Annotated in this window: 16 protein-coding genes; 9 read left to right on the plus strand and 7 right to left on the minus strand. The window is 67.7% G+C overall.

Annotated features, from left to right (window positions below):
* Nucleotides 1–3 precede the first annotated feature (3 nt).
* Entirely contained in the window at nucleotides 4–1,056 is a 1,053-nt protein-coding gene (locus AC3IFE_RS09295) for an acyltransferase family protein (protein WP_489190361.1), read from the plus strand.
* Between the two features lie 39 nt (nucleotides 1,057–1,095).
* Here AC3IFE_RS09295 and AC3IFE_RS09300 read toward each other — a convergent pair whose 3' ends face one another.
* The 3 genes from AC3IFE_RS09300 to AC3IFE_RS09310 are packed head-to-tail and all read right to left on the minus strand — an operon-like array spanning nucleotide 1,096 to nucleotide 6,013.
* Nucleotides 1,096–2,466: an oligosaccharide repeat unit polymerase gene (locus AC3IFE_RS09300; protein ID WP_489190330.1), complete on the minus strand. Its 1,371-nt coding sequence runs from the start codon at nucleotides 2,464–2,466 to the stop codon at nucleotides 1,096–1,098.
* Nucleotides 2,463–4,736: a polysaccharide biosynthesis tyrosine autokinase gene (locus AC3IFE_RS09305; RefSeq protein WP_301737922.1), complete on the minus strand. Its 2,274-nt coding sequence runs from the start codon at nucleotides 4,734–4,736 to the stop codon at nucleotides 2,463–2,465. Before AC3IFE_RS09305 ends, AC3IFE_RS09300 begins: the two co-directional genes overlap by 4 nt.
* A 59-nt stretch (nucleotides 4,737–4,795) precedes the next feature.
* A complete protein-coding gene (locus tag AC3IFE_RS09310; protein WP_089469647.1) occupies nucleotides 4,796–6,013 on the minus strand; it encodes a polysaccharide biosynthesis/export family protein in 1,218 nt (405 codons plus the stop codon).
* A 128-nt stretch (nucleotides 6,014–6,141) separates the two neighbouring features.
* Between AC3IFE_RS09310 and AC3IFE_RS09315 the strand changes: the two genes are divergently transcribed.
* Entirely contained in the window at nucleotides 6,142–6,543 is a 402-nt protein-coding gene (locus AC3IFE_RS09315; protein ID WP_089469646.1) for a hypothetical protein, read from the plus strand.
* Between the two features lie 161 nt (nucleotides 6,544–6,704).
* On the opposite strand, the gene AC3IFE_RS09320 is transcribed toward AC3IFE_RS09315, so the two are convergent.
* On the minus strand, nucleotides 6,705–8,558 hold the full coding sequence (locus tag AC3IFE_RS09320) for a serine aminopeptidase domain-containing protein (RefSeq protein WP_489190331.1): 1,854 nt from the start codon (nucleotides 8,556–8,558) through the stop codon (nucleotides 6,705–6,707).
* Between the two features lie 556 nt (nucleotides 8,559–9,114).
* On the opposite strand from AC3IFE_RS09320, the gene AC3IFE_RS09325 reads away from it, so the two are divergent.
* Entirely contained in the window at nucleotides 9,115–10,374 is a 1,260-nt protein-coding gene (locus tag AC3IFE_RS09325; RefSeq protein ID WP_089470557.1) for an oligosaccharide flippase family protein, read from the plus strand.
* A 502-nt stretch (nucleotides 10,375–10,876) separates the two neighbouring features.
* Nucleotides 10,877–13,078, plus strand: a complete 2,202-nt coding sequence (locus AC3IFE_RS09330; protein WP_489190332.1) for a glycoside hydrolase family 3 C-terminal domain-containing protein — start codon at nucleotides 10,877–10,879, stop codon at nucleotides 13,076–13,078.
* Between the two features lie 80 nt (nucleotides 13,079–13,158).
* On the opposite strand, the gene AC3IFE_RS09335 is transcribed toward AC3IFE_RS09330, so the two are convergent.
* The gene (locus tag AC3IFE_RS09335) at nucleotides 13,159–13,281 is read right to left on the minus strand and encodes a hypothetical protein (RefSeq protein WP_256979735.1); all 123 of its coding nucleotides are present in this window, start codon (nucleotides 13,279–13,281) and stop codon (nucleotides 13,159–13,161) included.
* Nucleotides 13,281–13,835 (minus strand): DUF4865 family protein, encoded by a 555-nt coding sequence (locus AC3IFE_RS09340; RefSeq protein ID WP_489190334.1) that lies wholly within the window; start codon nucleotides 13,833–13,835, stop codon nucleotides 13,281–13,283. The genes AC3IFE_RS09335 and AC3IFE_RS09340 overlap by 1 nt, the downstream gene beginning before the upstream one ends.
* A gap of 129 nt (nucleotides 13,836–13,964) precedes the next feature.
* On the opposite strand from AC3IFE_RS09340, the gene AC3IFE_RS09345 reads away from it, so the two are divergent.
* Complete coding sequence (locus AC3IFE_RS09345) at nucleotides 13,965–14,822, plus strand: LysR family transcriptional regulator (RefSeq protein ID WP_089470555.1); 858 nt, start codon at nucleotides 13,965–13,967, stop codon at nucleotides 14,820–14,822.
* 361 nt (nucleotides 14,823–15,183) lie between these two features.
* On the opposite strand, the gene AC3IFE_RS09350 is transcribed toward AC3IFE_RS09345, so the two are convergent.
* Nucleotides 15,184–15,969, minus strand: coding sequence for an AraC family transcriptional regulator (locus AC3IFE_RS09350; protein WP_489190335.1), 786 nt, complete (start codon nucleotides 15,967–15,969; stop codon nucleotides 15,184–15,186).
* 219 nt (nucleotides 15,970–16,188) lie between these two features.
* On the opposite strand from AC3IFE_RS09350, the gene AC3IFE_RS09355 reads away from it, so the two are divergent.
* The 4 genes from AC3IFE_RS09355 to fhuB are packed head-to-tail and all read left to right on the plus strand — an operon-like array spanning nucleotide 16,189 to nucleotide 21,686.
* Nucleotides 16,189–17,871 (plus strand): cyclic peptide export ABC transporter, encoded by a 1,683-nt coding sequence (locus AC3IFE_RS09355; RefSeq protein ID WP_489190336.1) that lies wholly within the window; start codon nucleotides 16,189–16,191, stop codon nucleotides 17,869–17,871.
* The gene (locus AC3IFE_RS09360) at nucleotides 17,868–18,698 is read left to right on the plus strand and encodes an ABC transporter ATP-binding protein (RefSeq protein WP_489190337.1); all 831 of its coding nucleotides are present in this window, start codon (nucleotides 17,868–17,870) and stop codon (nucleotides 18,696–18,698) included. Before AC3IFE_RS09355 ends, AC3IFE_RS09360 begins: the two co-directional genes overlap by 4 nt.
* Nucleotides 18,695–19,669 (plus strand): iron-siderophore ABC transporter substrate-binding protein, encoded by a 975-nt coding sequence (locus AC3IFE_RS09365; RefSeq protein ID WP_489190338.1) that lies wholly within the window; start codon nucleotides 18,695–18,697, stop codon nucleotides 19,667–19,669. Before AC3IFE_RS09360 ends, AC3IFE_RS09365 begins: the two co-directional genes overlap by 4 nt.
* Complete coding sequence (gene fhuB, locus AC3IFE_RS09370; protein WP_489190339.1) at nucleotides 19,662–21,686, plus strand: Fe(3+)-hydroxamate ABC transporter permease FhuB; 2,025 nt, start codon at nucleotides 19,662–19,664, stop codon at nucleotides 21,684–21,686. Before AC3IFE_RS09365 ends, fhuB begins: the two co-directional genes overlap by 8 nt.
* The last annotated feature ends 146 nt before the right edge of the window (nucleotides 21,687–21,832 follow it).

A 21,832-nucleotide genomic window follows, 5' to 3' on the forward strand; every position in this document is an offset into this window, starting at 1 on the left:
ATCATGACTGCTCGCGAAACCAGCCTCGATGTCGCCCGCGGCGCGGGAATCATTCTTGTCGTATACGGGCACGTGCTGCGCGGTGCCGTCTCCGCCGACCTCGTGCCGGCGGGCGCGGCCGACACGGCATTCGCCTGGAACGACTACATGATCTACACGTTCCACATGCCGTTGTTCTTCTTCCTGTCCGGCCTGCATGTCTGCAGCTCGCTGCGCCGCACGCCGCATGGGTTCCTGTGGTCGAAGATCAGGACGATCGTGTATCCGTACCTGCTGTGGTCGATCGCGCAGGGTGCCGTGCAGATTGCAATGGCGTCGCACGGCACCAATCATCCGTTCACGCTGAACGACCTGCTCGCGATCGGCTGGCGACCGTTCGCGCAGTTCTGGTTCCTGTATGCGCTGATGCTCTGCATGCTCGGCATCCGGGCTTTCGCGGCGGCCATGCCGAACGTGACGCGTGCCCCCATGCCATCGCGAGCGCGCGGCTGGCTCGCCGGATGCGCGGTGCTCGGGCTGATGTTCGGCGCGGCGACGCAGTGGGGCATCCTGTCGATCACGCTGATGAACGCGCCGTTCTTCGTGGCGGGCGTCCTCGCGTCGCAGGCGTTACCCGGCTGGCTCGCGCGCAACAGCGGGCCAACCGCATGCGCCGCAACGGCAACGGCGTTCGTCGCCGCAGTCGTATTCGCTCACGGCTTCGGTAGTGCGACGAGCATCTGGGCGCTTCCCGCCGCGTTCTCGGGCATCGCGCTGGCGCTGCAACTCGCGCACCGGTATGCGTCACGGCCGGCACGCGCCGCATGGCTGGCGGCGATCGGTTGCGCATCGATGCCGATCTACCTGACCCACATCTTCGCGATGGCGGCCGTACGGATCGTGCTGATGCGCGCCGGCATCACCGATCTCGCAGTACACCTCGTACTCGGCACGCTGGCCGGTGTCGCGATCCCGATCGTCGTCTATCGGGTCGCATTGCGGACAGGGTTCGCGCCCATTGCCGGTTTCCCGTCGTGGCCAGGACGCGACACGGCGGTCCGCACGCGTACCGCGTGAGCGTCGCGATCGTCCGAAGGGCGGACGTCCAGCGAGTGGCTATGCCGTTGCACTGCCGTCCCGCCCGTTCGTTTGCGCGGCGCGTGTCCCGCGTCCGGAGGCGGTCGCCACGCTCGCCGGCCGCTTCCCGAACCAATGGAACACGATGATCGGCAGCACGATCGGCAGGAAATTGCGTCCGCTGAACAGATTCGGCGTGCGCATGATTTCCATCAACGACACGTAGAGCACCGCGTGCGCGCAGCACCAGAACCCGTTGCCGCTGCGCCAGCCCGCATAGCTGCGGCCGACCATCCAGCCGAGCACGGCCGCGTCGAGCAGCCCGAACCAGCCCCATTCATAGAAGTGGACGAAGATCCCGGACGGATTGTTGAATTCCGGGTCTGCGTAGCTGTTCAGAAACAGGTTGAAGCTGTCGCTTGAATCGAACCACGGCTGGAACGTCGCGCCGATCACCGGAAAGCGCATCAGCCAGTCGAACGTGAACATCGGATGGCCCTGCCCCCAGCCGAGCACGGCAAGCATCCCCGCACCGTTGTTCAGCGACGTCGAATAGTACAGGCCGAGCCGTTCGAGCGCGAAGTCGAAGATGTTGTCGTAGACGTTGACGTAATAGGCTTCCCATGACCGGTTGTACTCGTTCGCGATAAACAGCGCGAACAACAGCGGGATCGCCGCGTACGGCCCGAGCGTCAGCAGCCGCGCGTACCGGCCGTGCAGCCGGAACCGCACGACCATCAGCGCAAGCGGCATCACCATCTCGATCAACGCGAGGCGCTCCGCGAAGAGGAAGCTGCGCAGCAGCGTCAGCACCGCGAGCACGGCCATGTAGATCTTGTAGCGGTTCAGGCCTTTCACCGGCGTTCGGAACACGTAGAAATAGAGTGCGACGAACGGCGACGTCGCCTGCGTGAACGAGCTCAACCCGGTGATGCGACCGATCTGCTGGAGCATGTCGTACGCGGTAGCCTGTCCGTGCAGGAACTCGAGCAGCAGCGCCGGACGCGCGATGACGCCGCTCATCATCACGAGGTTGCCGAACAGCGCGAGTGCAAACAGGCAATCGAGCACGCGCGGCGGCACCTCGACGGGCATTTCCGGCGGCCCGCGCCGCGTCCGCGTTTCGGCCGTCGCGAGCCACGCCGTCGCCGCCACCACCATCAGGAACAGCGCGCCGACGAACGCGTAGTAGCCGTCGAAATAGATTCGCGCGATCGACTTCTGGTCGCCCAGCAGGCTGAGCGACAGCAATCCGTACAAAGGCAGGATGAACATCAGCACGAGCCGGGCCGGATCTTCCCACCAGTAGCCCGTATAACCGCCCGCGGCACTGCGCACGCGCGCCATCCTGCGCAGCGTCGCCGGGCCTTGCCGCGGCCCGGCCCCCACCCTGCCCGCTCGCCGGTTCATGACGGGCGTTCCGCCCGTTGCCGCGGCGCCATCATCCCCGCCAACCCGGCGGTGGCCTGATGCGTGTTCGCGTCGTTATAGCCGTAGTCGTACCGTCCCGGCGCGCCCTTGTAGTCGTTCAGGATCACGCCGCGCACGCCGATATGCGCGTGCTCGAGCCGCCGCGCGCTTTCGTCGAGTTCCGTCAACGTCGTCACGCCGCTACGCGCGACGAGGAACACGGTGCCCGCCAGGCGGCCCAGTACCAATGCATCGGCGACCGGGAGCAACGGCGGGCCGTCGAGCACGACCATGTCGTAGCGCGACGCGACCCGCTCGATCAGTTCCGCGAGCGCGGGCTGCAGCAGCAGTTCGCCCGGATCGGGCACGACGTTGCCCATCGCGATGAAATCCAGGCCCGGTGCGACGCCGCGTTTGATTGCCTCGTCGAGCGTGTGGGTGCCCGCCACCACGTCGGACAGCCCCGGCGCGCGGCTATAGCGGAACCGGTCGTGCAGCGAGCCCTTGCGCAAGTCGGCATCGATCAGCAGGACGCGCCGTTTCGCGGCGCCCACGAGCGACGCGATATTGGCCGCGACGAACGACTTGCCGACGCCCGTCGTCGGCCCCGAAATCAGCACGACGGGATTCGATGCGGCCGGCATCGACAGTTGCAGCGACGCCCGGAAATTGCGCAGGCTTTCGAGCGCCGCGTCCTGCCCCTCGGCCTGCGTCGCCAGCATGTGGCGGCCGCGCCGGCGTACCTTTGATTGCAGCTCCGCTTGTGCCGCGATGGCGCTGTGCGGGACCGTCGCGAACACCGGCAAACCCGTCGCCCATTCGATTTCCTCCGCGTCGCCGATCGTGCCGACGACGCGCTGCCGGGCGATCACGATCGCCGCGCCCGCCAGCAGGCCGACCATCAGCAAGCCGACCACCGCGACTCCGCGATGCGGACCGATCGGTTGCTCGGCGACCTTCGCCGTATCGACGATCCGCACGGTGCCCGTCTTGCTGGCACGCGCGAGAACCATCTGCTGGCGCGTATTGAGCAGGTTCGTGTACAGCGCGGTGTCGACGGCCACGTCGCGCTGCAGTTGCAGCACGCCCTGCTCGACGCCCGGCAGTTGCTGGATCTGCTTGCGGGTCGTGTCGAGCGAGCGCTGCGCATCGGCGAGCTGCGCATCGACGGCCACGATGGCCGGATGCTTCGGCATGAAGCGCGTCAGCAGTTCCTCGCGCTGCTGCTGCAGCGTCTGCACACGCGTCTCGATGTCGACCGACTGTTGACGCAATGCCAGTGCCTCATCGCTCGTATTGACCGTCCCATGCGATGCTCGGAATGCGTTGAAACGGCTCTCCGCCGCTTCCAGCTGCGCCTTCAATTGCGGCAACTGGCCGTCCATGTACCGGATCAGCTTGTCGGCCGCCTCGGACTTGCGCTGCGTGTTCTGCGCCAGATACGCATCCCCGATCGCGTTCAGCACACGGCTGTCGTGCACGGGATCGATGCCGTCGAGCGTCACGCCGATCATGTTCGACTGCTTGCCGCGCTCCGAGATCAGCGCGTTCTTCTGCAGCCACGTCGTCGCCTCCTCGTCGCTGTAGCGCGTCAGGTCGAAGCGTGCGCCGGGCTGGCCGGCCACGTCGCGCACGAACACGTCGATCGGCCCCTGCGGCGTCTCGACGTGCAGCGGCTGGCCGATGCGGCCCTGCCATACCGGTCCTTTCCGGCCGAAAAAGCCCGTGCGCTGCAGCGTGTAGGCGCCGTCGTCGCCGACGGTCAGCGCGAAGCGCTTGCCGAGCAGGCGCTTGGGCACGTCGAAGGTCGGCACGTCGATGCGCTCGGTGCCGTACACATATCCGCCCGGCAACGGCGACGACAACCCGTCGGCCGCGTTCACCAAGCGCCAGCCGATCAGCGGCAGGTAATGCGGCCGTGCGTCGAGGGCGAGGTTCGTGCTATCGATCGCGCGGTCGAGCACCGCACGGGATTTGAGCACCTCGATCTCGGTCGATGCATCGGTCTTCAGATCGAACACCGACGACGGATCGCCGGGCGGCGACGTCTGCTTCGAATCGGTCGGGCTTTGCTCGACCTGGAACAGGATGTCGGAGCGGTAGACGGGGGCCGCGAACAGCGCATACAGGCCGCCCGCGAGCGCGCCCGCGAGCGCCGTGCAAACGATCAGTCGCCGGCCGCCGTACAGCATGCTCCAGTAGCGGCGCACCGGATAGGACGGCCGCAAAATGCGCCCGCTGTGCGGGTCAGGCAGGGTCGAAGTGTTCATACAGCATCAGTCCCGTATGGCGCGACGCACGGTCGCGGTCACGAAATCCGCCTCGTGCATCACGGCGAAATGGCTTTCGCCGTCAGCGCCCCTTGCGCGGACGACGGAATCAGCAGGTTCACGACGCGGCTCCAGCGCACCAGCGACGACGCATCGACGAACACGACGTCGCGCCGCTCGAGCGGAAACTGATCGGCGAGCGCGAACGACGCGGGCGAGCTGCCGTCGAGGTGGTACACCCGCGGGCGGTTGTCGGGGCCTCGGCGCACGACGAACACCTGGCGCGCGTCCGACGTGTACTGACTCACGCCGCCCGTGTCGCCGAGCGCTTCGCCGAGGCTCATCCGGCCGTCGGTCAACGTCAGCGTCGCGGGCCGCGATACCTCGCCGAGCACGAATACCTTCGCGTCGCTCGTCGCGCGCACGCGCACGAGATCGCCGTCGCGCAACAGGATGTTCGACGGGTTCACGCCCGCCGCGATCAGCGCAGGCAGGCTCACGTTGACGGTCGTGTCGCCGCGCGTCACCGAGACCTGCGAGCGATCCGCCGTCGGCGTGAAACCGCCCGCGCGGTCGATCGCCTCGGGCAGCGTCATCGGCATGTCGTTGACGATCTGCAGACCCGGCGTGCGCACTTCGCCGTCGAGATAGACTCGCTTGCTGCGGTAGCTCTGCACGCGCAACGCGAGCTGCGGCTTGCGCACGTATTCGCCGAGCCGCTTCATCAGCAGCGCGCGCGCCTCTGCCTCGGTCAACCCCGCCACGTGCACGAGGCCCGCGTACGCGAACTGGACGTTGCCGGTCGCGTCGACCGTATAGCCCGTCGCGACCGAGCTCGCGCCGACACCGTCGCCGCCGCCGACCGTCTGTGTCGTCGGCAGGTTCAATTCGGGGTGGTCCCACACGACGATGCTCAGCACGTCGCCGGGGCCGATCGTGTACGGCGTCGGCTTGCCGAACAGCCGGCGGATCTCCGCGTCGACGTTGGCCGACCGCCCCGCCTGGTGCTGTGCGACGAATGCCGGCGTGATCTCGATCAGATCCTCGCTCGACACGTTCTGCACGCCGTCGAGGCCGCCCGAACCCGAGGCGTCGGCGCTCACGCGCGCATTCGCGTCGCGCTCGGCCGGCGCGCGGTAAGTCATGCCGGGCGACAGCGCACACGCGCTCAGCGCGCATGCGGCCGCCACGATCGCCATACGCGACAGCCACGGTGCGCGACGGGCGCCGGGCCGCGGCGCGCCGCGCATCGATTCCGGTTGCGTGGTGATTGACATGGTGTCCTTCCAAAACTGTGCGGTAACCCGCCAAACGCGGCGAATTCCGGCATTACGCTTGCCCAGCGCGGCATGTATTGCATGGCCGCACCGCCCTCTTCACCGCACGTCACTCCGTACGATCCGCCATGAACTTCTCTTCGTCGCTTACGCCGTTCGTCTGCATCGTGTCGACCGGCTTCCTCTGTACCGCCGGTGCACAAACGCTGTCCGGCACGCCTGCCGACACACCGCCCTTCGCGTCGTCGACGCTCGTTGCCTCGGTGTCGCCACAACGCTCGGCGCAAGCCGCCGACGCAGTCACGGCTGCCTCCGCGGCGACAGCGCCCGCGATCGCTCGTTCAGCCGCGAGCGCCGCCGTCCAGCCCGACACGCGAGCCCGCATCGCGTTGCGCCGGCCGCTCGTGCCGACGCGGCCACATCGTGCGCAGGTCGCCAATGCACCCGCCGACGACGTATGGCGCAGCGACACGTTGTACGCATCGCCCTACGCGAAATCACCGTATGCGAAGCCGGGCGATCGGGACTGATCGATCCCGGCCGGTCATGCCGCGGCACCGCCGTGCATGCATCGATAAGGGATTGGACACCACGGCGAACGGCGCGTCTGTGAGCGACCCCACCGAACGTCGATCTTCATACGGAGCGGGGATCGCGCCCCAAAGCGGCGATGCATGCGGCACCGCGCGCCTCACGGGCTGCCGACCGACACGTTTGCGTACGATCCCGCAGCCGCTTCGCGCGCGACGGGATCGGCAACGTGCACGGCCGGCCGCGTCAAGTCGCGACCGAGCGCCTGCAAGCACCGCTCGATCACGATGTCCGTGCCGACCGCGCCGTACACCGCGTGATCGACCTGCGGCTCGAGGTGCAGCCGTACGTGACGCGAGCATCTGAACGCATGCTCGATCGCGCCGAAGTGGCGCCGGACATCGTCGATGCCGGGATCGAGCGCGCCATACACCAGGGTCGTCCGGACATTGCGTTGCGCAAGCACATGCATCACGCCGCGTGGTGTGCCGGCGCGCGGCTTCCAGCCGACGCGCGCGGCCGCCTCCTTCACCGGTACGCTGACCCGCGCGACCGCATTGGCGGCGACGGCGCGCACGATCGGCCGCAAATCGCGCCGTTCGCGCACGAGGCGTTTCCACTTCTGCCAGTCGCGCACCGACAGCCAGTAGCCGCGCACGGAGTTGTTCCGCTGCTTCTGCACCGCGTCGAGCGAGAGCCCGGCCGGCCACACGAAGCGCGCCAGGTTTATCGCGATCACGCCGCCGAGCGAGGGTGTCTTCACGGCCGCATGCAATGCCGCATAGGCGCCGGAACAGATGCCGGCCGCGATCACGTCAGCATGGCCAAGCGCACGCAGCCAGTCGGCGGCGGCCGCCACGTCGTCGCTCGACTGCGCCGAATACACGACACCCGACTGGTCGTCGAGCGCGGCCGGCCCGCTGTCACCGACGCCGTTTACGTCGATCCGCAGCGTCGTGACGCCGGCGCGTGCGAGCGTCCGCGCGAGACGCACGCTGAAGCGCCCTTCGCCGCTACGCGGATTCGTCGACGTATTCGCGATCACGAGCGCCGGAGCGGCGGGATTCGCCGGCCCCGTATCGGCGGGACGGCACAGTACGCCGACCAGTCGATCCGGCCCCACAGCGACGACCTGCTCGGTCATGTCGGTCATGTCGAGCGCGGCGGCCGATTCGCCGTTCCATGGTGGATCGTGCCGCCACGTCGGGTCGACGTCGGCGGCCGTGCGCGGCACGCGTTCGCCGATCCAGCGCGCGAGCGTGTCGATGGCCGCGAGCGGTAGGCGCGAACGCGTACCGTCCAGCATCGTCGTCGGCCATTCGCGGAACGGATCGGCCGCCACGCTCACGCCCCGCGCGAGCAGCGCGTCGCGCAACGCAGGTCCGTCCTGATCGGGCTGGATCAGCAGCATCGCGCCAGGCAGCCTCGGCGCATCCCGCACGACGTCGCACAGATCGACCGCCTTCAACGCAGCGACGAAATCATCCGGAAAGCGGTGCCCTAGAACGTTCATGCAAGGCTCGTCACGATGGGCGACGCGAATCGCAGGCGACGTGACGTCGAGCCACTGGCGATGCACGAACGACAACTCGCGAAGGTAAGCGCGTCCGCGCACGGCCGGCGCGAGCGCCACCAATGCGTCGACGCGCGGCGACGGATGCTGCTCGTCGCCCGCGGCGGCCAGCATCGCGAACAGCGCGCCCGCGCGGATTCCGACGAGCGTCAGCGATGCGACACCGACCTGGTCGCGCAGCAGATCGATCGCATCGTGAATGCTGCCGATGGTCGCGGCGTGCCGATCGGCGTCACGATCGTCGCCCGCGGAATCGCCGGTGCACGGATAGTTGAATCGCAACACCGTGACGCCGTCGCGGGCAAGGCGCTCGGCGATCGCCCGCATGAGCTTGTGCGTCCACGATGCCTCGTGTCCCAACGATTCGCACAGGATCACACCTTGTGTCGTCTGTCCTTCGTGCAGCCACCCCACGCAGCTGCCGAACGTAATCGGCTTCAATCGGTACTCCTCGGATCGGTATTTTTATCGGACGCGGACAAGCGTTCGGGCCGCTCCACTGGCATGAGCGATCCACGCTCGTGCGAGTCGTCGATGCACGCGTGGCAGCAGCCCCCGCCGCGCCCCTGCGCGGCCCGCCGGTTCCATGCGTTGCCCTGCTCGCCATGCACGCGGGAGGTGACGTTGCGTGACCGAGGCATCGTCAGGCGGTTTGCACCGTGAACCAAAACAGTGCGATCGATTAAAGCACTCGGTTCGCGCGCCCTTCGGTGCGGCAGCTTACAAATAGATTCATCGCCGTCGCGACACGACAACGCACGACGACGCGCGCGGTGTCGGGATTCATGCCGCGCGCCCGAACGGAATCCGCGAACGGTAGGCTCGCGAACATAGTCGTCCCGTGCGGCCCGTATCATGGCCGCCATACGATGTGGCCGTGCCCGGCGACGCCGGACCGCCTCCAACCCATGCAATCCGGGTCAGCGCCGACCGGATGCACGCGCGCACCGCGGCCTCATGCCGCCGCACTGCGACACTCACGGCGCCGACCGAGCGAATGTCAAACCTCAAGAAGAATTTCCTGCTGCTGCTGACGTTGCAGATTTCGATGTACGCCGTGCCGCTGCTGATCGCACCGCTGCTGACGCACGCCCTCGGGCCGGAGGGCTACGGGCAGCTCGCGTTCTCGCTCGCCGTCATCGCGTATCTCACCAACTGCACGAGCTACAGCTTCGACCTGACCGCCACGCCACGCATCGCGCTCGCTCGCGACAACCGCGCCGAACGCTCGCGCATCTTCTGGGCGACGCTATACGCGCAGATCGGCATCGCGGTGATCTGCTTCGTCGTGCTCATCGCGCTGACCTTTGCGGTCGAGCGCTTCGGCGAAGACCGCGACCTGCTGCTGATCGGGTTCGGGATGGTCGCCGGCGTGGCGTTCACGCCGGGCTGGTATTTCCAGGGAATGGAAAAGCTGCGCGCGCTCAGCATGATCCTGTTCGTCGGGCGCATCCTGAGCCTGCCGGCCATGTTTGCGCTCGTGCACAGCCCGGCGGACATCGACCGCGCGATGATCGTCAACGCCGCGGTGCCGACGCTGTCCGCGATCGCGCTGGCAGCCTATCTGTACTTCAACCGTGAAATCGACTTCGTGCGCGTCGGCACGGCCGACATCGCCGAATCGCTGAAAGGCGGCTGGCAGGTGTTCCTCGCGTCGACGTCCATCGCGTTCTATGCGTCGACCAACACCGTGCTGCTCGGCTTCGTATCGGGCAACGTCGCGGCAGGCTACTTCGCCGCCGGCGACAAGCTGATCCGCGCGGCGCTCAGCATGCTGCAGCCGCTGAAGGCCGCCACCTATCCGCGCATCAGCTACCTGATGCGGCACGCGCGCAACGACGCGTTCTCGTTCCTGCGCAAGCTGTTCGTCGTTCAGGTCGCGATGGTGCTCGGCATCTCGCTCGCGATTTTCTTCGGTGCGCCGCTCGCCGTGCGGATCCTGTATGGCCCGTCATACGAACCGACGGTCCAGGTGCTGCGCTGGATGGCCTTCATTCCGTTCATGGCCGGCATGACCGACCTGTTCGGCGTGCAAACGATGCTTCCGCTCGGGATGAAGTCGGCATTCACGCGCATCCTGATGTCATCGGGCATTCTGAACATCGTGCTGGTGCCCGTGCTCGCCAGGTTTTTCGCCGAGCGGGGCGCCGCCGTCGCCGTGCTGACGGCCGAGGCCGCGGTCGCCGCGGCACTCGCGACCGTCGTCTATCGCGCCGGGATTCCGATGCCCGGCAGTCCGGTCGCTCGACGCGGCTAGCCCATCGTCGCTGCTGCGCGGCTTTCCCCACGAGGCGGCCGGCATCCCGATGCTGTCCGTTCGATGCGCGCGCAACGAACCGTGCCGTACGGGCATACACGTCCCAACGTTCCGCCCCCTCCGAACGCCCGCGCACAGGTACTTCTTACTCCGCCGCGCATACCCGATCGGGAACGATGACCGCCTTTTCACCCCACCGCCCACCCCTACGAAATAAAGATCACACGGATCGGTAGAAACACCGATGCTGTAGTCAAACTACATTCGTACGATTAGTCGCTGCAGAGAATCGCTACATCCGATTCGTCAGTGCCGGACGGTCCGCGTCGCCGTCCGCGTTGGTCGATCGAGCCCAACCGGCCGTAACGATTCCCCGCCTGGCCGGCATGCCGACGCGCAACCACCCTGCATCGCCAGTCGAATGCGTCCGGTGCGAATCCATCGGGCGTACGCAGCTCCAGACATCATTCGAACAACCGGCAATACGATCATGGAGAGCAACATGCGGGACACACTCTGGCCGGCCGTCGTGCTGGCAGCGACCCTCTGCACCACGGCCTACGCCGGCGACGCCGATTTCAATGCGCAGGGCGACGCGACCGACACGTTCGCGTCGGCCGCCGCGCAACGGCGCGCCGACTTGCTCGTGCGCAAGATGACGCTCGACGAAAAACTTCAATTCATTCATTCGCAATACGAAATGTCGAAGGTGCCGGGCGGCGGCGCCGGCTACATCCAGGGCGTGCCGCGGCTCGGCATTCCAGATCTCAACATGGTCGATTCGGCGACCGGCTCCGGCAGCACGTCGCAGGCCAGCACGACGTTTCCGGCCACGATCGCGGTCGCCGCGAGCTGGGATCGGCGGCTGTCGTACGACTTCGGCAAGCAGGTCGCGATCCAGTTGCGCGCGCAAGGATTCGGCATGGGCCTCGCCGGCGGCACCAACCTCGCGCGCGAGCCGCGCGGCGGCCGCCTGTTCGAGTATCTCGGCGAGGATCCGCTGCTCGCCGGCGACCTGCTCGCCGAACGCACGCTCGCGACGCAGCGGCAAAAAGTCATCGCCACGATCAAGCACTACGCGGGCAACGAGCAAGAGCACGGCCGGATGGGCGGCAATACGCAGATCGACGAACGCACGTTGCGCGAGCTGTACCTGCTGCCGTTCGAGATCGCCGCGAAGCGCGGCCGGCCCGGCAGCGTGATGTGCAGCTACAACCGCCTGAACGGCGCCTATGCGTGCGAGAACCCTCACCTGCTGAACGACGTGCTGAAGAACGAGTGGGGCTTCCAGGGCCAGGTGCAGTCCGACTGGGGCGCCACGCACAGCACCGCCGCCGCGATCAACGCCGGCCTCGACGAGGAAGAAGACGTCGGGCCGAGCGTGTACCTGACGCCGGCGGCCGTCAAGCAGGCGATCGCGAACGGCTCGGTGTCGACCGCCCGCCTCGACGACATGGTGCGCCGCAAGCTCGCCGTGATGATCCGCGTCGGCGTGATGGACGATCCGGCCCAGGGCGGCGGCACGATCGATTTCGCGGCCGCCAACCGATTCGCGCAGGCGGCCGCCGAGCAGTCGATCGTTCTGCTGAAGAACGATGGAAACCAGTTGCCGCTCGTCGCGTCGGCGCTGTCGCGTATCGCCGTGATCGGCGGCCATGCGGATGCGGCCGTGCTGTCCGGCGGCGGCTCGGGCAACACGCGCGACCCGGTATCGGGTTCGTTCGCCGGCTGCGGCGGCCTGACGTTCGGGTCGTCGACCGGGTGCAGCTGGTGGCGCAATCCGTGGCTCAAGGTCGACGTGCCGATCGTCGCGGCGATCCGCGCGCTGGCGCCGGCCGCGCAGGTCACGTATGCGGGCAACAGCGATCAGCAGTCGCCGTTCCGCGCGTACACGCAGCAGGAAATCGATCAGGCCGCGGCGCTCGCGGGCCGCTCGGATGTCGCGGTCGTCGTGGTCGCGCAGCCGGCCGGCGAGGATTTCGGCGATCTGCAGAGCCTGAGCCTCGCGAACCCGTCGAACCAGGATGCGCTCGTCGAAGCCGTCGCGCGCGCGAATCCGCATACGATCGTCGTCGTCCAGAGCGGCAACCCGGTGCTGATGCCGTGGAAGGACAACGTGTCGGCCATCGTCGAGGCGTGGTATCCGGGCGAAGCCGGCGGCAAGGCGATCGCGAACGTGCTGTTCGGCGCGGTCAATCCGTCGGGCAAGCTGCCCGTGACTTTCCCGGCGCGCGATCAGGACTCGCCGACGTGGGGACAAAACGGCACGTTCGACACCGACCCGGTGTACGCGGAAAAGCTGGACATGGGCTACCGCTGGTATGACGCGCGCAACATCAAGCCGATGTTCGAGTTCGGCTACGGCCTGTCGTATACGCACTTCGCGTATTCGGGTCTGTCGGTATCGAAGCAATGGGACGGCTCGCTGAGCGTCGCGTTCACCGTGCGCAACGACGGGCGCGTGGCCGGCGCGGAAATACCGCAGGTCTATCTCGGCGTGCCGTACAAGGACGAGCCGCCGAAGCGGCTGGTCGGCTGGGAAAAAATCCGGCTGAATCCGGGCGAGGCGCGGCGTGTGCGCGTGACCGTTTCGCCGCGGATGCAGAGCGTCTGGGATACGTCGCGCAACGGATGGAAGGTCGTGCCGGGCGGAACCGTGTATGTCGGCGCGTCGTCGCGCGACATCCGCTTGCAGGGCCATTGAGCAAGCCGCGATGAAGCGACCGGGGCGCCGTGCATCGCATGCGCGGCGCCCCTCGTGAACCACCACTGCGCTGAAGCGCGTTATCTGAACAGCAGCGCGAGCATCGTCGCAAGCGCCGCAATCGCGGCGATGCCCGCCACCACACCCGCCAGATGCGCGGCAATCACCACGCCGGCCGGCAGTCGCGACACGATGCCGGCCATCACACGCTGCCCGCTTCCAGTGTGTCGAGCAGCGGCCTCGCCAGATGCAGAACCTGGTACACCGTGCCCGCGCCGCCGTCGTCCGGTTCATGTTCCGTCACGAGCGCACGCGTCAGCCGCCAGCGCAGCGGATCGAGACTGACGGCCGCCGCGACCACGCCCTGCCGAGCCGCCGCGTCGCGATTGCGCGCGATCTCCCGCGCCAGTGCCGCATCGAGATCGGCGTCCGCCGGAATCTCGATCGTTTCCAGACGCGCGAAACGTCCCGTCGACGCACGGCCCTTGCGCGCATCGAGCGCGACCTGGGTGTCGATCGGCGCACGGCCGAAGCTGTCCGTCACGAACCGCGCGAACGCCTGTTCGTTGCGCCACAGGTAAAACGACGCGTAACCGTTTTCCGTCACGCCATGGCGGCCCGCCTCGCGCAGCAGGAATCCCTTGAACAGCAGATCCGGCGTGTCGTCCCACAGGCGGCCGCGCTCGCGCACGCCCTGGCGGATGACGTCGAGGTCGTAGTCCGCCGGCAGGCGGTGCACGTAGTACGCGGTCAGCATGATCGACTCCTGGCAAGGAAACGGACGGCATTCCGGACAACATGAAAGCAGCGTAGAAGACCTTGAACCATTTGAAAATACGATGGCAGAATATTTCAATGATTCGATTTTGAAATGAACGAGGGTGCGATGAAAACGCTCGACATCGAAGCCGTCCAGGCATTCGTGCTGACCGCCGATCTCAAGAGCTTCACGCGAGCAGCGGAAGCACTGGACACCACGCAGTCCGCGGTGAGCCTGAAGATCAAGCGGCTGGAAGACGGGCTCGGCCGCCGCCTGCTGGAACGCACGCCACGGCAGGTTCGCCTGTCGGCCGACGGCACCGCATTCCTGGAGCCGGCGCGCGAACTGGTGGCCGCCCACCACGGCGCAATCAGCGCGTTCGGCACGAGCCAGCGACGGCTGGTGATCGGCGTCAGCCACCATGTCGTCGGCGCCGATCTCCCGATGCTGCTGCGACGGATGAGCGAAGCGGAGCCGGCGCTCGTGCTGGAGATCCGCGTCGCCGCCTCGCGCGACGTGCTCGACGCATTCGATCGCGGCCAGCTCGATGCGGCCGTGGCGCTGCAGCACGACAGCCGGCGGCTCGACGGCGAAACCATCCTGTCGGAGTCGTTCGGCTGGATGGCGGCGGCCGATTTCGAATACCATCCGCCGCAACCGCTGCGGCTCGCCACGCAGGCCGAGCCGTGCAGCGTGCGCCGCATGGCGGTCGGCGCGCTGGACGAAGCCGGCGTCGCGTGGACGGAGGTGTTTGTCGGCGGCGGCGTGGCGACGATCGGTGCGGCGGTGTCCGCGGGCCTGGCCGTCGCGGCGCTCGGGCATCGCGTGGCACCCGCCGGCACCGTCGACGTGGGAACGCGCTACGGACTGCCGCCGCTGCCGACGCGCGACGTGGTGCTCTATTCGAGCCTGACCGATGCGCGCGCCCGGCAGGCGCTGCGCACGCTGGGGGCGGCGCTACGGTCGTCGGTCGGTGTGCGGTGAGGCCGCGCGCGGCATCGAAATCCTGTTCTCGACGAGTACGCGCCCTGCTCCGCGCTGTCGCGACCGAAGACCGCCGCAGGGATGATTCATTCCAACGATCGAGGATCCCCGATCGTGGGCGCTGGCTCGTTATCGAGCACTCGCCGTTCAATTTGATTTGCCGGAATCACGGCCCCTTCCGACACGGCTGCTACGCCGACGCCCCCGCCGAACCTTCCGGGGACAGGAAGCAAGAGGCATCGAAGGCGTGTCTGTTCCCCGAGCGCGTCGACACCGCGGCCGTTTCAACGTCGACGCAACTGAATCCATCCGCCACCGACGGCGGCCGCTGCATCGACGGGCCGGCCCGAATCACGCGTGCTCAGCTCGCGGCGAGATATCGCTGCGGCGATTCGCCCGTGATCCGTCGGAACATGACAATGAACGCGCTCGCGCTGCGATACCCGAGATCTTTCGCCACCCGCGCCACCGACTGGCCGAGCGCGAGGCGTGTGATCGCTTCCGCGACGCGCATCTGCTGCCGCCAGGCCACGAACGTCAGCCCCGTCTCGGCATGCAGCCGGCGCGCGAGCGTACGGCCGCTCGCGCCGAATTGTTGGCCCCAGAAGTCCAGTGTGAGATCGCTCGCGGGGTCGTTCATCATGTGCTCGCACAGCTTGAGCAGGCGCTCGTCGCGCGGCAAAGGCACACCGGGCTCGGCGAGGCTCGGCGTTTCCGCAAGCACTTTCATCAGCAACGACGCGGCGAGCCCGGCACGGCTCGTGGCCGTATATGTATCCGCGCCGTCGACGACCGTGAGCGCGAGCTCCCGCAGCAACACCGACACGGCGATGACCGCCGGTTCTTCCCAGGGCCACGGAAATACTTCGGGCTCCACATAGACGCTGCATAGCGCGGTTTCGCCCACCGCGTGCAGCTCGTGATCGACGTCCGACGGCAACCACACCGCCCGCGACGGCGGAAGTGTCCATGTGCGGGCCGGCGTGAGCACGCGGACGACGCCCCTGGCGGCAAAGACGAGCTGGCCATGGCGATGCTGATGCCAGGCAACGCGTTCGCCTTGACGGTAATTCACGAGGGTGGCGGCCACTTGGCGCGGTAGCGGCACCCGCGCCAGCGGATAGCGCTTGAGCAGAAAGGCCTTCATCGGGGTCGGTCGAAAGGAAGTGAGCCATGATATTTCAGATTTACCAAATTTTGTCAAAAAATCGATATTGCCTGTCTACCTTTCGACTGCGTGAGGCATTAATCTCCTTATCCATCAATGGCTACGGCCGAATCCTGCTCTCTGCTTTTAATACGTCTCATTCTCATATATGAGACACCACACGTGCCACCAGCACGTCCGCACGACCTTCGACGACTCATGCCTCTGATTGCCTCATTGATCCGCTATTCACGCTGGCTGCTGCCCGTCGCGCTGCTCACGAGTCTCGCGAGCGGCTTCGCGAACGCGGCGCTCGTGGCACTCATCAATCAGGCGTTGCAAGCGTCGGGCACACAGCTGATGGAGCTGGGCAAGCGCTTCGCCCTGCTCGCCGCACTCGTGCTCGTGACACGCATCGGCTCGCAGGCGCTATTCATGTATCTCGGTCAACGCGTCAAGGCGCAACTGCGCATGCAGACGATCGGACGCATTACCGCCGCGTCGTTCCGCGATCTGGAGCGGTGCGGCTCGGCCCGTGCGATGGGCGCGCTGACCCAGGATCTCGACAGCGTCGTCGTGTTCTTCGTGAGCCTGCCCTCCATTGCGATGCAGGGCGCCGTGATCGTCGGCTGTCTCGCATACCTCGGCACGCTGTCGCTGCCGATCCTCGCGGTCGCGCTGGGCGTGCTCGGCGCCGGCACGCTCGGCACACAGCGGGTGAGCGCCCGGGCGCTACGTCATCTGCGCGCATCGCGCCACCGCGAGGACAAGCTGCTGAGCCAGTTTCGTGCGTTGTTCGACGGCGCCAAGGAACTCAAGCTGCATCGCGCGCGCGCGAACGCGTTCGTCGGCAGCGAGCTCGCCCCGCACGTGGAAGCGGTGCGCGTGCAGCGCACGCGCGGCTACGTGCTGCACGCGCTCGCGGCAAGCTGGGGCAATTTGCTGCTGTTCGGCTTCGTCGGCCTGACGACTTTCGTGCTCGCGCATCTGTTCGGCGCCGACGCGCACGTCATGTCGGGCTACGCGCTCGTGTTCCTCTATCTGATCATGCCGGTCGAAGGGCTCCTCGCGGCACTGCCGTCGCTCAGCTCGGCACGCATTGCGTTCGAGCGCATCGGCGAGCTCGAAGCGGCGCTGCCGGCCGAACCGGGCAATCACGCCGATTCCGCCACCGCACCGGCCCCAGCCGAAGGATTCTCGCGCATCGTGTTCGAAGGCGTCGAACATCGCTATGTGCGCGAAAGCGACGACGGCCTGTTCACGCTCGGACCCATCGACCTGACGTTCGACGCGGGAGAGCTCGTGTATCTCGTCGGCGGCAACGGCAGCGGCAAGACCACGCTCGCGAAGCTGCTCGTCGGCCTTTACGCGCCCGAGCGCGGCCGCCTGCTCGTCGACGGCGTCGCCGTGGACGACGCGACGCGTGCCAAGTATCGACAGCGTTTTTCGGTGGTCTTCAGCGATTTTCATCTGTTCGATTCGCTGCTCGGCCTGACCGGCGAACGCGAAGGAATGGCGCGTGCGTTGCTCGTCGCGCTGCAACTCGACCACAAGGTGCGCATCGAGCGCGGCACGTTCTCCACGCTCGCCCTTTCTCAAGGTCAGCGCAAGCGCCTCGCGCTGCTGGTCGCCTTTCTGGAGGACCGACCGTTCTACGTCTTCGACGAATGGGCCGCCGACCAGGACCCGGCCTTCAAGGACGTGTTCTATCGGACGCTTTTGCCCGCGCTGAAGGCGAACGGCAAGACCGTGCTGGTCATCACGCACGACGATCGCTACTTCGATCTCGCCGACCGCCTCGTCAAGCTCGAGAACGGGCGAATCGCCGCGATGACCGCGAACACGGCCGGCCCGGACAATGCGCGGCGTACGGGCGGCAGCGACATGGCGAGCGCGGCATGAGCCACATCGTGCGCGACGAAGCAGCCGGCGCCACCTGCGGCAACACCGGCAATGCCGCGACGTTCTCGCTCGAACGCGTGTCGTACGTCGCCGGCGGCCGTCCGCTGCTGCAAGCGATCGATCTCGCGATCGAACCCGCATGCGTGACCGGGGTGCTCGGGCACAACGGTTCGGGCAAATCCACGCTCGTCAAATTGCTCGCTCGCCAGCTCGCCCCCACTGCCGGCACGATTCGCTACGCGGGCAAGCCGCTCGCCGGCTGGGGCGCACGCCAGTTCGCGCGTCAGGTCGCGTATCTACCGCAGCAGACGCCGCCCACCGACGGCATGACCGTGCACGAACTGGTGGCTCTCGGGCGTTATCCGTGGCATGGCGCGCTCGGACGCTTCGGGGAAGAAGACGCCGCGCACGTCGAGCACGCGATGCGTGCAGCGGATGTGCTCCGTCATGCCGATCGTCCCGTCGACGTACTGTCGGGCGGCGAGCGTCAGCGTGCATGGCTGGCGATGCTGGTCGCACAGGACTGCCGCTGCATGCTGCTCGACGAACCGACGTCGGCGCTCGACCTCAACCATCAGCTCTCCGTGCTCGAACTCGTGCGCACGCTCTGCGCGACGCGGGCGATGAGCGCCGTGGTCGTTCTGCACGACGTGAACATGGCCGCGCGGTTCTGCGACCGTATCGTCGCGCTGCGCGAAGGCCGCCTGCTGATGCGCGAGCACGCCGCCGACATCATGGACCCGGCGCACCTCGAATCGATCTACGGCGTACCGATGCGCGTGAGCGCCGATCCGATCAGCGGACGGCGTCTGGGGTTTCCGGCATGAAGCTGCTCGTTGCCAATCCGCGCCGCCGGCAACTGCTCGTCGCGCTCACCGCGCTCGCCGGCCTGGGCCCCCAGCTCTCCGCGCAATGCGTCGCTGCGGCGGCCACACGGGTCCCGCACCGCATCGTCGTGCTCAACTGGGAACTCACGGAAACGCTGCTCGCGCTCGGGCGCGCGCCCGTCGGCATTCCGTTGCCCGACTGGTACGCGAGCGGCATCGTGACGCCGCCGTTGCCGCCCGGCGTCGCCGACGTCGGCCTGCTCTATCAGCCGAATTTCGAAGTGCTGCTGGCGCTCGCGCCGGATCTCATCATCGTCACGCCAGCGCATGCGGCGTTGATGACGCCGCTACGACGCATCGCGCCGACGCTCACGCTGGGCACATACATGAACGCTGCACGGCCTCTCGAGGTGCTCTGCGACGAAACATCCGCGATGGCGCGCGCGATCGACGCGCCGCAACGCGCCACCGGGCTGATCGCCGCCGCGCAACGGGAGTTCGCGTCGGTGGCCGCCCGGATCGCGAACACCGGAGCTCGCCCGGCGCGAGCCGTGATCGTCGCCGAAGCACTCGACGAGCGACATCTTCGCGTCTATGGCACGGGTAGCCTGTTCGACGACGTGCTCGCGCGCATCGGTGTCGACAATGCTGCCCATCCTCGCGACGCGACGAGCCGTGCGGCCTCCACGCCGTGGCGCACCTCCGTGACCGGTTCAGCCACCGTCGCGCTGGAACGCCTGTTCGACGTCCCGCACGCGGACATTCTGCTGATCGGTCCGCTGCGCGCCGCCGTGCGTGCCGCGCTGAACCAAAACCCGTTGTGGCGCGCGCTGCCAGCCGTGCGCGAGAAACGCGTCGCGGTGCTGCCGGTGATCGCGGCCTTCGGCGGACTCGTGTCGATGCGCCGCTTCGCCGCGGCCGTCTCGATCGCCCTCGCCACACCGGAGCACGACGGAGGCGGCCTTGCGTAACCTCGTGCTGGCCGGACGCGCCGCGCGGACGAGCGATCGGCGCCTGGCGCTGGTCGGCGCCATGGTCGTACTGGCCGCGTGCCTGACCGCCACGGACGTGCATCGCGCACTGGCGGGCACGCCCTTGTGGCGCGCGCTCGCGGCCACCGCCGATACGCAGGACGTGGGAGCCTTGCTCGTCCACTACAGCCTGCTGCCGCGCGTCGCGATGACGCTGCTGTGCGGCGCCGCACTCGGCCTGGCGGGTGCGCTGATGCAACAGGTGCTGCGCAATCCGCTCGCGGAACCCATGACGCTCGGGGTGTTCCCCGGCGCGTATCTCACGCTGTCCGTCGCGACGATCTGGATGCCCGGCTGGTTGGCCGTCGGTCGAAGCACACTGGCGCTTGCGGGCGGCGCGGCCGCGATGCTCGTGGTGTTCGGGCTGGCATGGGTGCAACGTATGTCGCCGCTCGGCGTGATCCTCGGCGGCATGGTGGTGAACATGTACTGCGGCGCGATCAGTCTCGCGATCTCGGTGGTGCATTTCGACAGGCTTGCGGGCTTGCAGATCTGGGGCGGCGGCGCGCTCGACCAGAACGGCTGGCAGCCGACGCTGCATCTGGGCATTCAGCTCGCCGCCTGCGCGGGCGGCACCGCGCTGCTCTGTCGCCCGCTGAGTCTGTTCGATGCAGGCGACACGACAGCGCGCCATCTCGGTGTCGCGGTCGGATGGGTGCGCGGCGCCGCGCTGTTCGTCGCGGTCGCGCTCACGGCGTTCGTGGTCGCCGAAGTCGGTGTCATCGGCTTCATCGGCCTGGCCGCGCCGTTGCTGGGCCGCCTGGCCGGCGCGCGGCAGTGGCGCGCGCGACTCGTGTGGTCGCCGCTCATCGGTGCGGCGCTGCTGTGGCTCACCGATGAAATCGTGCGCGCGGTCGCGCGGGCCGACATGTTTTCCGCGCACGTGATCGCGACCGGAAGCGCGACCGCGATCGTGGGCGTGCCGTTGCTCGTCGGGTTGCTGCCCCGTTTGCGCACGCGGCCCGATGCGCATGCCGCAGCAGGCCCCCGGCATGATCGTCGCGCGCCTCGTGCGACGGCGCTGGCGTGGATCATGCTGCTACCGCTTGCATGCCTGCTGTCGCTGGCGGTCTCTCGTGGCCCCACCGGCACGAGCGTCGCAACGCTCACGCAAATCGAAAGCCTGCTGTTCTGGCGCGTACCCCACCTCGTCGCGGCGCTGGCGGCGGGCGCTCTGCTCGCAGTCGCGGGAACCCTGCTGCAACGCATGAGCGCGAATCCGATGGCGAGTCCGGACGTGCTCGGCGTCGGTTCCGGCGGCATGTTCGGCATGGTCGCCGTGCTGTTCATGAGTCACCGCCTCGTCCCCGCCGCGCTGGTGGCAGGCTGCGTGGCCGGCACGTTGGCGACGTTGGTGCTGCTCGTCTGGTTCGGACGGCGCGCGCGATTCGCGCCCGAGCGCCTGCTGCTCGTCGGGCTGTCGATCAGTGCGCTGTTCAACGCGGTAGTCGGCGCGCTGATGTCAAGCGGCGATCCGCGCGCGGGCGTGCTCGTCGATCTGCTGATCGGATCCACCTACTACGTCGCGCCCGACATCGCATGGAGCGTCGCGGCACTGGCGCTCCTCACGCTCGCCGTCGCACCGCTGACCGGACGCTGGCTCGCCGCGCTTGCGCTCGGCACGGACGTCGCGGCGAGCGTCGGCGTGCCCGTGGGTCGCGCGCGCTTCGCCTTGCTGCTGCTGGCGGCGCTGTCGACGGCGGCGGCTACCGTGATCGTCGGGCCGTTGTCGTTCGTCGGGCTGATCGCGCCGCATATCGCACGGTTTTCCGGTGCACGCCGCCCCGTGCCGCAGCTCTATCTGGCCGCAACGCTCGGCGCGCTGCTGATGGTGGCGGCGGACTGGCTCGGGCGGCAGATCGCCTTTCCGCAGGAAATCGCGACCGGCCTCGTCGCCACGCTGCTCGGCGGACCATGGCTCATCGCGCTCGTGATGCTGCGCGGGTTGCGGCGGTAATTGCGTCACGGGTCGCCAGATCGACCACGATGTCGGTCCGGCAGCTGTTCGGTAGTGCATTGATTCAAAGATAGACGAGCCCTTCAGATGCCCGTCGATAACGATCGTCCCCCCCATTTTTCAACCCGCCGCTGGCGGGAGGAAGC

It is taken from the genome of Burkholderia sp. APQ4-4ca (genome assembly GCF_057837105.1).

Bases quoted from the DNA above. Each gene is read 5' to 3' on its own strand.
- AC3IFE_RS09295 (WP_489190361.1), top strand. From the start codon at position 4: ATGACTGCTCGCGAAACCAGCCTCGATGTCGCCCGCGGCGCGGGAATC.
- AC3IFE_RS09300 (WP_489190330.1), bottom strand. From the start codon at position 2,466: ATGAACCGGCGAGCGGGCAGGGTGGGGGCCGGGCCGCGGCAAGGCCCG.
- AC3IFE_RS09305 (WP_301737922.1), bottom strand. From the start codon at position 4,736: ATGAACACTTCGACCCTGCCTGACCCGCACAGCGGGCGCATTTTGCGG.
- AC3IFE_RS09310 (WP_089469647.1), bottom strand. From the start codon at position 6,013: ATGTCAATCACCACGCAACCGGAATCGATGCGCGGCGCGCCGCGGCCC.
- AC3IFE_RS09315 (WP_089469646.1), top strand. From the start codon at position 6,142: ATGAACTTCTCTTCGTCGCTTACGCCGTTCGTCTGCATCGTGTCGACC.
- AC3IFE_RS09325 (WP_089470557.1), top strand. From the start codon at position 9,115: ATGTCAAACCTCAAGAAGAATTTCCTGCTGCTGCTGACGTTGCAGATT.
- AC3IFE_RS09330 (WP_489190332.1), top strand. From the start codon at position 10,877: ATGCGGGACACACTCTGGCCGGCCGTCGTGCTGGCAGCGACCCTCTGC.
- AC3IFE_RS09335 (WP_256979735.1), bottom strand. From the start codon at position 13,281: ATGGCCGGCATCGTGTCGCGACTGCCGGCCGGCGTGGTGATTGCCGCG.
- AC3IFE_RS09340 (WP_489190334.1), bottom strand. From the start codon at position 13,835: ATGCTGACCGCGTACTACGTGCACCGCCTGCCGGCGGACTACGACCTC.
- AC3IFE_RS09345 (WP_089470555.1), top strand. From the start codon at position 13,965: ATGAAAACGCTCGACATCGAAGCCGTCCAGGCATTCGTGCTGACCGCC.
- AC3IFE_RS09350 (WP_489190335.1), bottom strand. From the start codon at position 15,969: ATGAAGGCCTTTCTGCTCAAGCGCTATCCGCTGGCGCGGGTGCCGCTA.
- AC3IFE_RS09355 (WP_489190336.1), top strand. From the start codon at position 16,189: ATGCCTCTGATTGCCTCATTGATCCGCTATTCACGCTGGCTGCTGCCC.
- AC3IFE_RS09360 (WP_489190337.1), top strand. From the start codon at position 17,868: ATGAGCCACATCGTGCGCGACGAAGCAGCCGGCGCCACCTGCGGCAAC.
- AC3IFE_RS09365 (WP_489190338.1), top strand. From the start codon at position 18,695: ATGAAGCTGCTCGTTGCCAATCCGCGCCGCCGGCAACTGCTCGTCGCG.